Source organism: Cupriavidus necator (assembly GCF_013141915.1).
GTDB lineage: Bacteria > Pseudomonadota > Gammaproteobacteria > Burkholderiales > Burkholderiaceae > Cupriavidus > Cupriavidus necator_B.
On sequence record NZ_SROX01000001.1, the window covers coordinates 179,076 to 194,687 of the forward strand.

The 15,612-nt window shown below is 68.0% G+C and carries 12 protein-coding genes; 8 read left to right on the forward strand and 4 right to left on the reverse strand.

What is annotated here, in order from left to right:
- Positions 1-79: 79 nt before the first annotated feature.
- From E5S69_RS00870 to E5S69_RS00890, 5 genes are all read left to right on the forward strand, one after another.
- The gene (locus tag E5S69_RS00870; RefSeq protein ID WP_171513136.1) at positions 80-3,121 is read left to right on the forward strand and encodes an FAD-binding and (Fe-S)-binding domain-containing protein; all 3,042 of its coding nucleotides are present in this window, start codon (positions 80-82) and stop codon (positions 3,119-3,121) included.
- Positions 3,114-4,280 (forward strand): DSD1 family PLP-dependent enzyme, encoded by a 1,167-nt coding sequence (locus tag E5S69_RS00875; protein ID WP_236901153.1) that lies wholly within the window; start codon positions 3,114-3,116, stop codon positions 4,278-4,280. Before E5S69_RS00870 ends, E5S69_RS00875 begins: the two co-directional genes overlap by 8 nt.
- Before the next feature lie 69 nt (positions 4,281-4,349).
- Positions 4,350-5,345 carry a Bug family tripartite tricarboxylate transporter substrate binding protein gene (locus tag E5S69_RS00880; protein ID WP_171513137.1) on the forward strand — a complete coding sequence of 332 codons (996 nt, stop codon included), beginning with the start codon at positions 4,350-4,352 and terminating at the stop codon, positions 5,343-5,345.
- 71 nt (positions 5,346-5,416) lie between these two features.
- Positions 5,417-5,923, forward strand: a complete 507-nt coding sequence (locus E5S69_RS00885; protein ID WP_171513138.1) for a tripartite tricarboxylate transporter TctB family protein — start codon at positions 5,417-5,419, stop codon at positions 5,921-5,923.
- An 8-nt stretch (positions 5,924-5,931) separates the two neighbouring features.
- Entirely contained in the window at positions 5,932-7,434 is a 1,503-nt protein-coding gene (locus E5S69_RS00890; RefSeq protein ID WP_171513139.1) for a tripartite tricarboxylate transporter permease, read from the forward strand.
- Positions 7,435-7,650: 216 nt separating this feature from the next.
- On the opposite strand, the gene E5S69_RS00895 is transcribed toward E5S69_RS00890, so the two are convergent.
- Both E5S69_RS00895 and E5S69_RS00900 read right to left on the reverse strand, forming a co-directional pair.
- Positions 7,651-8,892 carry an ABC transporter substrate-binding protein gene (locus tag E5S69_RS00895; protein WP_171513140.1) on the reverse strand — a complete coding sequence of 414 codons (1,242 nt, stop codon included), beginning with the start codon at positions 8,890-8,892 and terminating at the stop codon, positions 7,651-7,653.
- 43 nt (positions 8,893-8,935) lie between these two features.
- Positions 8,936-9,991: a cyclase family protein gene (locus E5S69_RS00900; protein ID WP_171513141.1), complete on the reverse strand. Its 1,056-nt coding sequence runs from the start codon at positions 9,989-9,991 to the stop codon at positions 8,936-8,938.
- A gap of 385 nt (positions 9,992-10,376) precedes the next feature.
- Here E5S69_RS00900 and garD point away from each other — a divergent pair, with 385 nt between their 5' ends.
- Positions 10,377-11,942, forward strand: coding sequence for a galactarate dehydratase (garD, locus tag E5S69_RS00905; protein WP_171513142.1), 1,566 nt, complete (start codon positions 10,377-10,379; stop codon positions 11,940-11,942).
- Between the two features lie 18 nt (positions 11,943-11,960).
- Here garD and E5S69_RS00910 read toward each other — a convergent pair whose 3' ends face one another.
- Both E5S69_RS00910 and E5S69_RS00915 read right to left on the reverse strand, forming a co-directional pair.
- The gene (locus E5S69_RS00910) at positions 11,961-12,185 is read right to left on the reverse strand and encodes a DUF3820 family protein (protein WP_171513143.1); all 225 of its coding nucleotides are present in this window, start codon (positions 12,183-12,185) and stop codon (positions 11,961-11,963) included.
- Between the two features lie 57 nt (positions 12,186-12,242).
- Positions 12,243-13,169 (reverse strand): LysR substrate-binding domain-containing protein, encoded by a 927-nt coding sequence (locus tag E5S69_RS00915; protein ID WP_171513144.1) that lies wholly within the window; start codon positions 13,167-13,169, stop codon positions 12,243-12,245.
- Between the two features lie 86 nt (positions 13,170-13,255).
- Between E5S69_RS00915 and E5S69_RS00920 the strand changes: the two genes are divergently transcribed.
- Complete coding sequence (locus E5S69_RS00920) at positions 13,256-14,473, forward strand: CaiB/BaiF CoA transferase family protein (RefSeq protein WP_171513145.1); 1,218 nt, start codon at positions 13,256-13,258, stop codon at positions 14,471-14,473.
- Positions 14,466-15,605, forward strand: coding sequence for an acyl-CoA dehydrogenase family protein (locus E5S69_RS00925; protein WP_171513146.1), 1,140 nt, complete (start codon positions 14,466-14,468; stop codon positions 15,603-15,605). Before E5S69_RS00920 ends, E5S69_RS00925 begins: the two co-directional genes overlap by 8 nt.
- Positions 15,606-15,612 lie beyond the last annotated feature (7 nt).

The following is a 15,612-nucleotide window of genomic DNA, read 5'->3' on the forward strand; positions in this document are numbered from 1 at the left end:
CGTTACCAGCGCATGCGTCCGCCGGGCAGGCTGCCGCATGCATCGCCATGGGCGCGCAGCCCCTTGTTTCTTGCATGCCATGAACATGAATTCGTCTCCCTTGCTGGTCAAGCCGATCCACCTGGTGCCAGCGCAGCAGCGGGCCAACTCGCCGCTGTCGGCGCTGTTGCGCAAGGAGTTGCGTGGCGACGTGCTGTTCGACCGCGCCGCGCGCGGCCGCTACGCCACCGATGCCTCGATCTACCAGATCATGCCGGTCGGCGTGGTAGTGCCGCGCGACCAGGCTGACCTGGTGCGCGCGCTCGACATCGCGCGGGACCAGCGCGTGCCGGTGCTGGCGCGTGGCGCCGGCACCAGCCAGTGCGGCCAGACCGTGGGCGAGGCCCTGGTCATCGACACCAGCAAATGGCTCAACAACGTGGTCGCCTTCGATGCCGGCGCGCGCACGGTGACGGTCGAGCCCGGCATCGTGCTGGACCACCTGAACGCCTGGCTCAAGCCGCACGGGCTGTGGTTTCCGGTCGATGTTTCCACGGGGGCGCAGTGCACCATCGGCGGCATGGCCGGCAACAACTCGTGCGGCTCGCGCTCGATCGCCTACGGCAACATGGTGCATAACGTGCTGGCGATCGATGCGGTGCTGGCGGACGGCAGCGCATGCCACTTCGGTTCGCTGGCGCAGCCGGTGGCGCCAGGGCGCGCCGAGGGCATTCTGCGCGGCCTGCAGCGCATCGCCACGCGCGAGCGCGACGAGATCGCGGAGCGCATGCCCAAGGTGCTGCGCCGCGTGGCCGGCTACAACATCGACTTGTTCGACTGCCAGAATCCGCGCGCCTATACCGACGACGGCCACGCCAACCTGGCGCATATCCTGGTGGGCTCCGAAGGCACGCTGGCCTGCAGCCGCCAGCTCACGCTGAAGCTGGCGCCGCTGCCGGCGCACAAGGTGCTGGGCGTGGTCAACTTTCCCACGTTCTACCAGGCCATGGACATGACGCAGCATATCGTCAGGCTGCGCCCGGTGGCGGTGGAACTGGTCGATCGCACCATGATCGGCCTGTCGATGGAGAACCCCGCCTTCCGCCCGGTGGTCGAGCGCGCGCTGACGGGCGATCCGCAAGCCATCCTGCTGGTGGAATTTGCCGGTGACGACCGGCAGGCGCTGCTGGCGCAGCTGGACCAGCTTGCCGAGCTGATGGCGGACCTCGGCCTGCCCGGTTCGGTGGTCAAGATGCCCGAGGAGAAGGCGCAGAAGGCGCTGTGGGAGGTGCGCAAGGCCGGCCTGAACATCATGATGAGCATGAAGGGCGACGGCAAGCCGGTATCGTTTATCGAGGACTGCGCGGTGCCGCTCGAGCACCTGGCCGAATACACCCGCCGGCTGACCGAAGTCTTCCACAAGCACAAGACCGAGGGCACCTGGTACGCCCACGCCAGCGTTGGCACGCTGCACGTGCGGCCGATCCTGGATATGCGCCGCGACGGCGCGCTGCGCATGCGCGAGATTGCAGAAGAGGCGGCCGAACTGGTGCGTGCGTACAAGGGCGCCTACTCCGGCGAGCACGGCGACGGCCTGTGCCGCGGCGAGTGGGTGGCGTGGCAATACGGCCCGCGCATCAACGCCGCGTTCAGCGAGATCAAGGCGCTGTTCGATCCGGACAACCGCTTCAACCCCGACAAGATCGTGCGGCCGCCCAAAATGGACGCGCGCGAGAACTTCCGCTTCGCGCCCGGCTACGCCGCGCTGCCGCTTACGCCCGCGCTGGACTGGTCGGCGTGGAACGTGCGGCGCGACCCGATCACGGGGGTCGAGACCGCGCCCGGCACCGGCAACGATACCGCCACGCATGGGCTGGCTTCGGCCGTGGAGATGTGCAACAACAACGGCCACTGCCGCAAGTTCGACGCCGGCACCATGTGCCCCAGCTATCGCGTGACCAAGGACGAACAGCACCTGACGCGCGGCCGCGCCAACACGCTGCGGCTGGCGCTGTCCGGGCAGCTCGGCACCGACGGGCTGGCCAGTGCCGAGGTCAAGGAGGCACTGGACCTGTGCGTGTCCTGCAAGGGCTGCAAGCGCGACTGCCCGACCGGCGTCGACATGGCCAGGTTCAAGATCGAGGCGCGCCACGCATGGACCAGCCGGCACGGTGTCGGCCTGCGCGAGCGCATGGTGGCGTTCCTGCCGCGCTATGCGCCGCTGGCCAGCCGCGTGTCGGGACTGCTGGCGCTGGCCGACCGCGTGCCCGGGGTTTCTGGCTGGATCCGGCGCGCGCTGGGGTTTGCCCCGCATCGGTCGCTGCCGCGTTTCACCGCGCCGTTCCTGGCGGGGCGCGCCGCGGGCCATGACGCAGGCCGCAAGACCGATGGCCGCGAAGTGCTGCTCTTCGTCGATACCTTCAGCAACTACATGGAGCCCGACAACGCGCGCGCCGCGCAAGCCGTGCTGGAAGCCGCCGGATATACGGTGCATTTCAACACCCGCGCGGGCGAACGCCCGCTGTGCTGCGGCCGGACCTTCCTGGCCGCGGGCCTGGTCGAGCAGGCCAAGGCCGAGGCACGCCGGCTGCTGGATGCGCTGCGTCCGTTCGTCGAGCGCGGCGTGCCGGTGGTGGGCCTGGAGCCGTCGTGCCTGCTGTCGCTGCGCGACGAATTCCTGGGCTATGGCTATGGCGACGAGGCGCGCAAGCTCGCCGGCCTGTCGTTCCTGTTCGAGGAGTTCCTGGTGCGCGAGCGGCAGGCCGGCCGGCTGGACCTGCCGCTGCAGCCGCTGCAGGTATCCGAGGCCATCGTGCATGGCCACTGCCACCAGAAGGCGTTCGATGCGTTCACGCCGGTGCAGACCGTGCTGGGTTGGATCCCGGGCCTGAAGGTGGCGCCGGTGGAGTCGTCATGCTGCGGCATGGCTGGCAGCTTCGGCTATGAGGCGGAGCACTTCGCGGCGTCGCAGGCGATGGCCGAGCTGTCGCTGCTGCCGGCGGTGCGCCGGCGCGCGGCTGGCGCCCTCGTGGTGGCGGACGGCACCAGTTGCCGCCACCAGATCCGCGACGGTGCCGACACCGAGGCGCTGCACGTGGCGCGGGTGCTGGCGATGGCGCTGGAAGGGGGGCGCCATGTCTGAGCCGATGCGCAACCCGGCCCAGGACCGCGCCCTGCTGCGGCCGCCCGCGCCGGCAAGAATCGGCGACCGTGTCGAGGACGTGGGCACGCCCGCGCTGCTGGTCGATCTCGATGCCTTCGACCATAACCTCGCGCGGATGCAGGCCCTCGCCGATGCCGGCGGCGTGGCCCTGCGCCCGCATGCCAAGGCGCACAAGTCGGTCGCGATCGCGCAGCGGCAGATCGCCGCCGGCGCGGTGGGCATCTGCTGCCAGAAGCTCAGCGAGGCGTACCCGTTTACCGCCGCCGGGATTGCCAGCATCCACATCAGCAACGAGTTCGTCGGCGCCGACAAGCTGGCCATGGCGGTGGAGCTGGCTCGGCACGTGGACCTGAGCATCTGCGTCGACGACGTGCGCCAGGTGGCGGCGATGGCAGCCGCTGCGGCGGCCGGCGGGGTGCGTATCACCGCGCTCGCGGAAGTCGACGTGGGGCAGGGGCGTTGCGGGGTCGACAGTCCGCAAGCGTTGAGCCGGCTCGCCGATGCCATCGGCGCGGCGCCGTCGCTGCGCTTCGGCGGGCTGCAGGCGTATCACGGCGGCGCCCAGCACCTGCCGCACTGGACCCAGCGTCGGGACGCCGCGCGCCACGCCGCCGAGCTGGCGCACGCCTATGTGCGCCATCTCGATGCCCGCGGCATCGCCTGCGCGGTCGTCACCGGCGGCGGCAGCGGCAGCGCGGAGTTCGATTGCGAGAGCGGTGTCTATACGGAGATCCAGCCCGGCAGCTACCTGTTCCTCGACGGCCACTATGGCGCCAGCGAATGGCCCGGGCGCTTCCAGCCCCGCCACGCCCTCTTCCTGTCGACCACGGTGATGAGCACCGCGCGCGCCGGCGGGGCGGTGTGCGATGCGGGGTTGAAGTCGGTCGCGGTGGACTCCGGCCTGCCGCGGCTGTGGTCCGGCCAGGGCAGCGAGTGGCTGCGCTATGTCGCGGCCAACGATGAACACGGCGTGCTGCAGGTGCTGCAAGAAGACGGCCCGGCCCTGCTGGGGAACAAGCTCTGGCTGGTGCCAGGCCACTGCGATCCCACCGCGAACCTGCACGCGCAGTACGTGTGCTGCCGCGACGGGTACGTGGCCGAGTTGTGGGACATCGCGGCGCGCGGCCTGAGCCGCTGACGCCGCAGGTAGAAAAAAGAAGAGCCGCGGCAAGCGGCACCGGGTAGTCAAAGCCAAAGGAGACCAACGATGCAACGCAATACAGTCAGGAAGACCCTGGCGGCCGTGGTAGGCGCCACGGCCTGCCTCAGCGCATGGGCATGGGAGCCGGCCAAGCCGGTCGAGATCGTGGTGCCGTTCGGTGCCGGTGGCGCCTCGGACCAGATGGCACGGTCGATCCAGGGCATCATCGCCAAGCACAAGCTGATGAGCCAACCGGTGATCGTGCTGAACAAGGCGGGCGCCAGCGGCGCCGAAGGGTTGATGGATACCAAGGCATCGCAGGGCAATCCGCACAAGCTGCTGGTGGCTTCGTCGGCGCTCTACACGGTGCCGATGGTGAGCCACCTGCCGTTCAGCTGGCGCGACCTCACGCCGGTGGCAATGATTGCGCAGGATGAGTTCGTGCTGTGGACCAATGCTGCGGCACCGTACCAGACCGTCGCGCAGTTCATCGACGCGTCCAGGGCCAGCGCCGGCAAGATCAAGGTCGGCGGCACCAGTTCCAAGCGCGAAGACCAGATCATCACCTCGCTGGTCCAGAAGAAGACCGGCACCCGCTTTATCTACGTGCCGTACAAGGGCGGCGGTGAGGCGGCCACGCAGCTGTCTGGCCAGCATATCGACGCCAACGTGAACAATCCGTCCGAGTCGATCGGCCAGTGGCGCGCCGGCGAGCATCGCGCGCTGTGCGTGTTCGCGCCGCAGCGCATGGCCTACAACGGCAAGGTCACGCAGACCCAGAGCTGGCATGACGTGCCGACCTGCAAGGAGCAGGGGCTCGACGTGCAATACCAGATGCTGCGCGTGTTCATGATGCCGGGCGGCGTGACCCCCGAACAGCAGAAGTACTACGTGGAGCTGATGCAGAAGATCGTGGCCACGCCGGAATGGAAGGAGTATCTGGAAAAGAATGCGCTGAAGAACGACTTCCTCACCGGCAAGGCGCTGACCGACTTCCTGGCGCGCGATGAAGCCGCGCACCGCGACATCATCAAGGAGGCCGGCTTCGTCGCCTCGCGCTGACGCTGGCACGGATCACCAAGGGGCTGCGCCGCGCGGCGCAGCCGATGGCCTGAAGGAAGGCGGGGGACAACATGGATTCTCAACAGGTAGCGGCGCATGCGGGCGCCGGGCTCTCGGTCAAGGCGGTGGAACTGGCGGTGGCGCTGTGCCTGCTGGCCGGCGCGCTGGTCGTGATCGTCAGCAATTACGGCATCGGCGCCGGCTGGGCGCCCGACGGGCCGGAAGCGGGTTATTTCCCGATGCGGGTCGGCATCATCATCCTGGTATGCAGCGTGCTGGTGGGCATGCAGGCGCTGCGCGCGGATGGCACGGCAGTGTTCGTGACGTGGCAGCAGTTGCGACAGGTGGGCGTCATCCTGGTGCCGCTGACCGTGTATGTCGGGCTGATCGGGGTGCTCGGCATCTATGTGGCGTCGGCCGCCTTCATGGCAGGCTTCATGGTCTGGGTCGGCAAGTCAGCATGGTGGAAGGCGGCCCTGATCGGGATCGGCGTCAATGCCTTGCTGTTCTGGATCTTCGAGATCCAGTTCCGTGTACCGCTGCCCAAAGGCCCGCTGGAAGCGGCGCTGGGCTACTAGGAGAGGTCATGGATGAAATCAATGCATTGATGGGCGGCTTTGCCGTGGCGCTGTCGTGGCATAACGTCGGACTGATGTTCGCCGGCATCCTGCTCGGCATCGTGGTGGGCGTGCTGCCCGGCCTGGGCGGCCCCAATGGCGTGGCCATCCTGCTGCCGCTGACATTCTCGATGGAGCCGGTATCGGCCATCATCATGTTGTCGTGCATCTACTGGGGCGCATTGTTTGGCGGGGCCATCACCTCGATCCTCTTCAATATCCCGGGCGAAGCCTGGTCGGTCGCCACCACCTTCGACGGTTACCCGATGGCGCAGCGCGGCGAAGCCGGCAAGGCGCTGACCTCGGCCTTCACCGGTTCCTGCCGGGGCGCGCTGGCCGGCGTGCTGCTGATCACCTTCCTGGCGCCGATGGTGGCAAAGTTTGCGCTGCGCTTCGGCCCGCCCGAGTTCTTCGCGGTGTACCTGCTCACGTTCTGCAGCTTTGTCGGCATGGGCAAGGAGTCCAAGCCCAAGATCCTGATCGCGATGTGCCTGGGCTTCGTGCTGGCCGCGGTCGGCATGGACACGGTATCGGGCACGCTGCGCATGACGTTCGGCTCGACTGAGCTGCTGCGCGGCTTCGACTTCCTGGTGGCGGTGATCGGCCTGTTCGGCATCAGCGAGATTCTGATGACCATGGAAGAGGGCGTGGCCTTCCGCGGCAAGCAGGCCCGTATCGACCTGAAGGTGGTGCTGAAGACCTGGGCCGAACTGCCGCGCTACTGGCTGACCGTGCTGCGCTCGTCGGTGATCGGCTGCTGGCTCGGCATCACGCCCGGCGGCGCGACCGCGGCCTCGTTCATGGGCTATGGCGTGGCCAAGCGCATGGCGAAGGATCCGGGATCGTTCGGGCAAGGCAATGTCGAAGGCGTGGTCGCGCCCGAGACCGCCGCGCACGCGGCCGGCACCAGCGCGCTGCTGCCGATGCTGGCACTGGGCATTCCCGGTTCCGCCACCGCCGCGGTGTTGCTGGGCGGCCTGATGATCTGGGGCCTGCAGCCAGGGCCGCTGCTGTTCGCCGAGCAAGGGCCGTTCGTGTGGGGGCTGATCGCCAGCATGTACCTGGGCAACATCGTCGGATTGATCGTGGTGCTGTCGACTGTACCGCTGTTCGCGGCGATCCTGCGCATCCCGTTCTCGATCATCGCGCCGCTGATCCTGGTGATCTGCGCAATCGGCGCGTACACCGTGAACGGTGCGCTGTTCGATGTCTGGCTGATGCTCGGCTTCGGCGTGGTGGGGTATGTGCTGAAGAAGCTCGACTATCCGCTGGCGCCAATGGTGCTGGCGCTGGTGCTGGGCGATCGCGCCGAGGATGCCTTCCGCCAGACCATGCTGGTGTCGTCGGGCGCGCTGGATATCTTCTGGTCCAACGGTCTGGTGGGGACCATCATGGGGCTGGCGATTTTCGTGCTGGTGTGGCCGCTGGTGAGTGACCTTCGCGTGCGGGCAAGGGCGAAGAAGATGGCGTGAGGCGCTGGCACAAGCCGGCAGGTGGGCTGTTGCGATCGTCGAGGGCGACGTTCATTTCTCATCCGGGAACACTGCTGCCGAGCCAAGTCGTGGCTCGGCAGCATTAACGAAACGATCGGACACGGATCGCTGGGATGCTCAATGTCGCAGTCGGTCAAAGATCGGCATGCACTTTCCCCTGTAACCGGCCGCCCCTGCACCCTGCCACTACTGCCATCAGCGCTTGAGCAACGGGCACTGCGACTTCGCCACCGGCATGAACGCCTGCTCTCCCGGCACCGTCGCCAGCACCTTGTAGTAATCCCACGGATACTTGGATTCGGCGGGCGTCTTGACTTCGAACAGGTACATGTCGTGGATCATGCGGCCGTCCTCGCGGATGCGGCCGTTCCTGGCAAAGAAGTCGTTGACCGGCATCGACTTCATCTTCTTCATCACCGCCGCGGTGTCGTCGGTGCCGGCCGCCTGCACCGCCTTCAGGTAGTGCGTCACCGAGGAATACGCGCCGGCCTGGCTCATGTTGGGCATCTTCTTCAGCTTGTCGAAATAGCGGCGCGACCAGGCGCGCGTGGCGTCGTTCATGTCCCAGTAGAACGCTTCCGTCAGCACCAGTCCGGCGGCCGTCTTCAGCCCGATGGCATGGATATCGTTGATATAGAGCAGCAGGCCCGCCATGCGCTGCGCATTGTTGCGGGTCAGGCCGAATTCCGACGCGGCCTTGATAGCGTTGACGGTGTCGCCGCCCGCATTGGCCAGGCCCACCACCTGTGCCTTGCTGGCCTGCGCCTGCAGCAGGTAAGAGGCAAAGTCGCTCGTGCCCAGCGGATGGCGCGCGGCGCCCAGCACCTTGCCGCCGGTCTCGTTGATGACCGCGGTGGCCGAGTCCTGCAGCGTGTGCCCGAAGGCGTAATCGGCGGTCAGGAAGAACCATGACTTGCCGCCACGCTGCACCATCGCGCGCGCGGTGGTGTTGGCCAGCGCGTAGGTGTCGTAGGCGTAGTGGACCGACACCGGCGTGCACAGGTCGTTGGTGATGCGCTCGGTGCCCGGGCCGGAGAACACCACGATGCGGTTCTTCTGCCGGGCCACCTCCAGCACTGCCAGCGCCGGCGCCGACGCGGCCACGTCGAGGATGGCGTCGACGTTGGCGGTGTCGAACCATTCGCGCGCCTTGTTGGCGGCGATGTCGGCCTTGTTCTGGTGATCGACCACGACCAGCTCGATCTTCTTGCCCAGCACCTTGCCGCCGAAGTCGTCGATCGCCATCTGTGCCGCCGTGGCACTGCCGCGGCCGGTGACATCGGCATACAGCCCGCTCATGTCGAGCAGCATGCCGATCTTGACGACGTCGTCGGAGACGGCGCCCTTGGGCTGGGCCTGGGCCGTGCCGCAGGCCAGCGCCGCGGCGAAGGCGAGGGCGCCGGCGGCAATGCGGCGGATGGCGTGGCGATGGTTCATGGTGTCTCCCTGGTTTATTGTGGTTGGCTTTATTGTGGCTGCCTCAGACCGTGGCGATCGGCGTCACCGGCGACCCTACCGCGCCGGGCAGGCGCAGCGGCGGCGCGGTCAGCTGGAAGCGCGTGCGACGGTTGGCGCGCAGCCAGTCCGCCAGTTCGCGCAAGTACCACAGCTCGCCCAGCGGCAGGCCCAGCTTGAACAGGCAGTGGTGGTGCAGCGGAAGCAGCGGGTGGTGGGCCTCGCCCTCGGGCGCGGGGCGGGCAGGGTAGCGCTCCACCGCGTAGTTGTCGGCAATCAGCGCGGCGATGCCGGCATCGGTGATCCAGTTCAGCAGCTTGTCGTCGCGGCCGTCGAGCGCGCAGCAACTGTGGTGCAGCACGGCTTCATCGGGCTCGCGCTGCATCGACAGCACCACCTCGGCAAAGCCTGTGCGCAGCAGCAGCATGTCGCCCGGTTCGACTTCCGCCTTGCCGGCCTCCAGTGCGCGCATCAGGTCGTCGTAGCCAACGTTGCGGAAGTCCATGCCGAACACGTGCGCCAGGTCGACCAGCACGCCGCGGCCCTGCATGCCCTTGACGGCGAAGTTCTCGATGCCGAGCGCGTGGGCGGCGCTGTGGTCGTGGCCGCATGGATGCGCCGCGAAGTTGTCGTCCTCGGCATAGTCGACCGGGCCGACCACATGCTCGTTGGCGCGGTAGCCGTTGTAGTAGACGCGCTCGGGCCGGCCATCGCCATCGGCATCGAACAGTGCGCCCACGTGCGCCAGCGCGTCCCATTGCGTGCTGTACTGCAGGCACATCAGCACCTGGTCGTCGCTGATGACATCGGTCGCGGCGGGGTCCATCTTCGCCAGCGGGAAGTTGGTGTACGGCGCGTCGTCGCGGAAGGTCGGGCGCAGCACCGGCGGATGGCGGCGCGGATTGAGCTTGTTGCCACCGGGGTAGTCCAGCGGCAGCGACAGGCAGAAGCTCAGCCCGGCCTGCACCTCGCGCGCGCCCTTGATGACTTGTTCGGGCCCGATCAGGTTGATGCGTCCCAGTTGGTCATCGGGGCCGAAGTCTCCCCAGTTGGAACCTTGCGGACGTTGCTTCCAGCGCATGAGTCGTGCCTCCTGTGGTGTGGCAGGCCGCGGCAAGCGGCCGGCGAAGGGATTCGTGAGCGGCCGGGCGACGTATTTCATTACCGGCGCATCGGCGGGCCGGCCCATGTGCGCCATGAAACCGGTTGCACCCTTATAGGCCATCTCGACCGAAGCGGTCATTTTGCGGTGCAGCAGATCGGGTAGCGAAGCCTCACCTGACGGGGCCATGCCGAAGGGAGCACATGCCTTGTTGTCATACAACGTTCGGACTTCGTAGCCATTGTCGGGCCTGTTTGGCGACCAATCCTAGGGTTTTCCCGCCCTCGTCGCCGTCGATATGCGGGTAGAATGTTGTCAGACAACGTAACACTGACCCGATGCAAGCCATCGGGCTGGAGATGACATGGCAGCAAGCCCCACGGCAGTCGCGCAGGCGGCGCGTCCCCTCTATATCGCGATGCACGCGGACGACAATGTGGCCATCGTCGCCAATGACGGTGGCCTGCCGGCGGGCACCACGTTCCCGTGCGGTCTGGTGCTGGCAGAGGGCGTGCCGCAAGGCCACAAGGTGGCGCTGGCCGACCTGCGCGAGGGCGACGCGGTGATTCGCTACAACGTGGTGATCGGCTATGCGTTGAAGGACCTGCCGCGCGGTAGCTGGGTCAACGAACGCGTGATCCGCATGCCGGCCGCGCCCGGACTGGACCACCTGCCGGTCGGCACGCGGGTGGCGCCGTTGCCGCCGCTGGACGGCTATACCTTCGAAGGCTACTGCAATGCCGATGGCTCGGTCGGCACGCGCAATATTCTTGGCATTACCACCACGGTGCAGTGCGTCGAGGGCGTGGTCGAGATCGCGGTGCGCCGCATCAAGGAAGAACTGCTGCCGAAGTATCCCAATGTCGACGATGTGGTCGGCCTGGAGCATACCTATGGTTGCGGCGTCGCGATCGACGCACCCGATGCGGGCATCCCGATCCGCACCATCCGCAATATCGCGCTGAACCCGAACTTCGGCGGCGAGGTCATGATCGTCAGCCTGGGCTGCGAGAAGCTGCAGCCCGCGCGCCTGATCGGCGCGGGCACCATTCCGATCCAGCAGGCGGGCGAGCCCGACGTGGTCTGCCTGCAGGACGCGCAGCACGTGGGCTTTGCCTCCATGATCGAATCGATCATGGCCACGGCGGACAAGCATCTGGCGCGCCTGAACGCGCGCCGGCGCGAGACCTGCCCGGCATCGGACCTGGTGGTCGGCGTCCAGTGCGGCGGCAGCGACGCGTTCTCCGGCGTCACCGCCAACCCGGCGGTGGGCTTTGCCACCGACCTGCTGGTGCGCGCCGGGGCCACCGTGATGTTTTCCGAGGTGACCGAGGTGCGCGACGGCATCGACCAGCTCACCGCGCGCGCGGCCACGCCCGAGGTGGCCGAGGCGCTGGTGCAGCAGATGGCCTGGTACGACCGCTACCTGGCGCAGGGCCAGGTCGACCGCAGCGCCAACACCACGCCGGGCAACAAGCAGGGCGGCCTGTCCAACATCGTCGAGAAGGCGATGGGCTCGATCGTCAAGTCCGGCACCGGCCCCATCCATGGCGTCAGCGGCCCCGGCGAAAAGGTCACGCAGAAAGGCTTGATCTACGCCGCCACGCCCGCCGGCGACTTTGTCTGCGGCACGCTGCAACTGGCAGCCGGCATGAACCTGCACGTGTTCACCACCGGGCGCGGCACGCCGTACGGGCTGGCCGAGGTGCCGGTGATCAAGGTATCCACCCGCAACGACCTGGCGCGGCGCTGGCATGACCTGATGGACGTCAACGCCGGCCGCATCGCCACCGGCGAAGCCACCATCGAGGATGTGGGCTGGGAGCTGTTCCACACGCTGCTGGCCGTGGCCAGCGGCAAGAAGTCGTGGGCGGAACACTGGAAGATCCGCAATGCACTGGTGCTGTTCAATCCGGCGCCGGTGACCTGAGCCATTGGCCAGGGCGTGTCATGACCGCCCGCGCAACGGCTTCAGCAAATGCGACAGCCCGTTGTGATCCAGTTCATGCATCAGCGCCAGCAGCGCGCCGAGCTGTCCCGGCGGAAAACCCTCGCGCGCGAACCAGTTCAGGTAGTTGCCCGGCAGGTCGGCGATCAGCGTGCCCTTGTGCTTGCCAAAGGGCATGGTGACGGTGACCAGCCGTTTCAGGGCGTCTGCGTCGAAATCGGTCATGGGAGCGAGCCAGTCGGAAAGCGCCACGCTACCACAGTGGCGGCCGCGAGCGCGGGGTCAGGTAGTGCGTGGCCGCGCCTGGGCGCTTGCGGCCGTCGCTTCGGCCACGGCGGCGCGCACGCACCCGGCCAGCAGCTCGGCGGGCCGGGACCGGGTTGCGCGCGCCGCGCGGGCAATCACCAGCGGCTGGCGCACGGTGTCTTCCCGTATCGGTTTTTCCACCACGGCAGTGATCTGGGATGACGCGGGCGCCTGTGTGATCAGCAAGGCCACGCCCAGGCCGTTGGCCACCATGCCGCGCGCCAGTTCGAGCGAGGTGGCGCGGTAGCGCACCTCGGGCTGCAGCCCGTATTGCCAGAACGGCGCCATCAAAAATTCGCGGCTGTGGGGCAGGTCGATCAGGATCAGCGGCTCCTGCGCCAGCTCATGCAGCGACACGCTGCCGCGGCGCCGGGCCAGCCGCGAGCCCGCGGGCACCAGCCCGTAGGGCCGCAGTTCAGCCAGCAGTTCGCGCTCCAGGTCATCGGGCATGCCGACGTCGTAGCTCAGCGCCAGTTCGATCTGCCCGCCATGCAGCCAGTCTTCCAGCTGGGCCAGGTCGCCCTCGACAAAACGCACCGTCAACCCCGGATAGCGCTCGCGCGCCATCCGCAGCACCAGCGGCAGGTAGACCGGCGCCAAGGTGCGGAAGACGCCGATCTGCACTTCGCCGGCGGCGCCGTCGCCGCTCTTGTCGACTTCAAAGGCCGTGGCCGCGCCGAGGATCTGGCGCGCTTCGGCCAGCTTGCGCACGCCGAAGCGGGTCAGGGTCATCCGCGCGCCGGCATCGCGGGCAAACAGCGCTTCGTCGAACAGCGTCTCCAGTTCGCGGATGGCGACCGAGATCGATGGCTGCGAGACGTTCAGCAGCCGCGCCGCGGCGGTGGTGCTGCCGGTTTCCGCGGTGGCGGCGAAGTAGCGCAACAGCCGCAGCGAGACACGCATCAGGAAATCCTATAGGTGCTAGTCGAATTCCATATTTTACTTGATAGCTTGCGCTGCGCAGAATCGAGCCACTGAAACGCAAGCCCATGCGCTTGCCAGCCATCGAGGAGCCAGCCTTGGACGATTCCAGCCATACCAGCCATTCCGACCTGCCGCTCGCCGGCATCCGCGTGATCGACTTTTCGCGGGTGCTGGCCGGCCCCTATTGCACGGCGCTGCTTGGCGACCTGGGGGCCGAGGTGATCAAGATCGAGCCGCCGGGCGGCGACGACTACCGCGCGGTGGGGCCCTTCGTCGATGGCCGCAGCGGGCTGTTCTCGGCGATGAACCGCAACAAGCAGAGCATCGTGATCGACCTGAAGACGGCGGCTGGCCTGGAACTGGCCCGCACGTTATGCGTGCGCGCCGACGTGGTGGTGGAGAACTTCCGTCCGGGCGTGGCGGACAAGCTCGGCATCGGCTATGAGGCGCTGCGGGCGCTGAATCCGTCGCTGGTTTATGCGAGCGTGTCGGGCTTTGGCCAGACCGGGCCGGAATCGCACCGGCCGGCCTACGACATCATCTTGCAGGCGATGTGCGGGCTGATGGACGCCACCGGCGCGCCGGACGGTGCCCCGACCATGCTCGGCGAGGCCGTATCCGATGTGGTCAGCGGCCTCTTTGCCTCATGGGGCGTGCTGGCCGCGCTGCTGGCCCGCGAGAAGAACGGGCGGGGCACGCATGTCGATGTGTCGATGTTCGACGCCACGCTGAGCCTGAGCGCGACGCTGGTTGCGCGCTATGCGGCCACCGGGCGGGCGCCGCAACGGGTGGGCAACCGGCATCCCTCGTCCGCGCCGTTCGGCGTGTACCGCGCCGCGGACGGCTTCTACGTGGTGGCGGTGCTCAACAACAAGCTGTTCCATACGCTGGCCGAGACCATCGGCAGCCCGCAGATGGCGCACGACCCGCGCTTTGCCGATGACGAATCGCGCTGCCGCTTCGAGCCCGCACTGCGCGCCGGCCTGGAAGCCTGGTCGGCAGGCCGCTCCGTCGCCGAGGTGAACCGCCTGCTGGGCGCGGCGGGCATTCCGGTCGCGCCGATCCGCAATGTCAGGCAGGCAATGGAAAGCGCGCATGCCGTCCATCGCGGCCTGCTGACCGAAGTGGCCGGGCCGGATGGGGGCACCGTGCGGCTGCCGTCGCAGCCGGTGAAGTTCTCGGCGTATGGCCCCAACCGCGTCACGCCCGCGCCGGCGCTGGGACAGCACACCGAGGCCATCCTGGCCGCGCACGATTTCACCAAGGAGACACAGCATGCTTAAACGACTGGGCGTCGAGCCCGGCGACCTGGAGATCGCCGATGCCATTGGCCGCTTCGCGCAGAGCGAACTGGCGCCGAAGGCGGCCGAAGTGGATCGCGCGGAGACGTCTACCACGCGCTATGTGCCGCAGTTGGCCGAACTTGGCCTGATGGGGATGAACCTGCCGGAACGCTGGGGCGGGACGGACACCTCGCCGGTGGCGCTGATCCTGTCGCTGGTGGAGATCGCCAGGGCCTGTGCCTCCACCTCATCGATGCTCGGCGCGCATTACCTGGCCACCGATTCCATCCTGATCGGCGGCGACGACAGCCAGCGCGCGCGCTGGCTGCCGGGCGCCGCGGCCGGCGCCCGGCTGGGCGCCTTCGCGCTGACCGAGCCGCGTGCCGGCTCCAACCCGGCCGACATGGCCACGCGCGCCACGCCGCAAGGCGATGGCTACCGGCTGCGCGGGGTCAAGCATTTCATTTCCAACGCCGAGGCGGCGGACTTTATCGTGGTCTATGCCAAGACTGACCCGGCCGCGGGCACGCGTGGCATCAGCGCCTTCGTGGTGGACCGGCACAGCGACGGCGTGCAGGTGGCGCCGGCCGAGAAACTGATGGGCATCCACGGCGCGCCGGCGCACGAGGTGGCGCTCGACTGCTTCGTGCCCGCCGCCCACCGGCTCGGAGCCGAGGGCACGGGTTTCCGTACCGCGATGAAGGTGCTGGACAACAGCCGGCTTGACGTGGCCGCCACCAGCCTGGGCATCGCCGAGGCGGCGCTGGCCTGCGCGGTGGACTGGGCCAGGCAGCGCCAGGTGGGCGGCGAGCCGCTGGCGCGCAAGCAGGGGCTGCAATGGATGTTCGCGGACATGCGCACGCGGCTGGAGGCGGCGTGGCTGCTGACGCTGCAGGCCGCGGCGCGGCGCCGGGACGGCGAACCCTTTACCGAGCAGGCGTCGATGGCCAAGCTCTATGCGTCAGAGATGGTGGGGTTTGTCACCGATGCCGCGCTGCAGATCCACGGCGGCTACGGCTTCACGCGGGAAATGCCGCTGGAGCGGCTGGTGCGCGATGCGCGCATCCTGCGCATCTACGAGGGCTCGTCCGAAATCCAGCGGACGGTGATCGCGCGCACGGTGCTGGGGTAGGCGCCGC

Excerpts from the sequence above, each read along its gene's own strand:
- E5S69_RS00870 (WP_171513136.1), top strand. The coding sequence starts at position 80 with ATGAACATGAATTCGTCTCCCTTGCTGGTCAAGCCGATCCACCTGGTG.
- E5S69_RS00875 (WP_236901153.1), top strand. The coding sequence starts at position 3,114 with ATGTCTGAGCCGATGCGCAACCCGGCCCAGGACCGCGCCCTGCTGCGG.
- E5S69_RS00880 (WP_171513137.1), top strand. The coding sequence starts at position 4,350 with ATGCAACGCAATACAGTCAGGAAGACCCTGGCGGCCGTGGTAGGCGCC.
- E5S69_RS00885 (WP_171513138.1), top strand. The coding sequence starts at position 5,417 with ATGGATTCTCAACAGGTAGCGGCGCATGCGGGCGCCGGGCTCTCGGTC.
- E5S69_RS00890 (WP_171513139.1), top strand. The coding sequence starts at position 5,932 with ATGGATGAAATCAATGCATTGATGGGCGGCTTTGCCGTGGCGCTGTCG.
- E5S69_RS00895 (WP_171513140.1), bottom strand. The coding sequence starts at position 8,892 with ATGAACCATCGCCACGCCATCCGCCGCATTGCCGCCGGCGCCCTCGCC.
- E5S69_RS00900 (WP_171513141.1), bottom strand. The coding sequence starts at position 9,991 with ATGCGCTGGAAGCAACGTCCGCAAGGTTCCAACTGGGGAGACTTCGGC.
- garD (WP_171513142.1), top strand. The coding sequence starts at position 10,377 with ATGGCAGCAAGCCCCACGGCAGTCGCGCAGGCGGCGCGTCCCCTCTAT.
- E5S69_RS00910 (WP_171513143.1), bottom strand. The coding sequence starts at position 12,185 with ATGACCGATTTCGACGCAGACGCCCTGAAACGGCTGGTCACCGTCACC.
- E5S69_RS00915 (WP_171513144.1), bottom strand. The coding sequence starts at position 13,169 with ATGCGTGTCTCGCTGCGGCTGTTGCGCTACTTCGCCGCCACCGCGGAA.
- E5S69_RS00920 (WP_171513145.1), top strand. The coding sequence starts at position 13,256 with ATGCGCTTGCCAGCCATCGAGGAGCCAGCCTTGGACGATTCCAGCCAT.
- E5S69_RS00925 (WP_171513146.1), top strand. The coding sequence starts at position 14,466 with ATGCTTAAACGACTGGGCGTCGAGCCCGGCGACCTGGAGATCGCCGAT.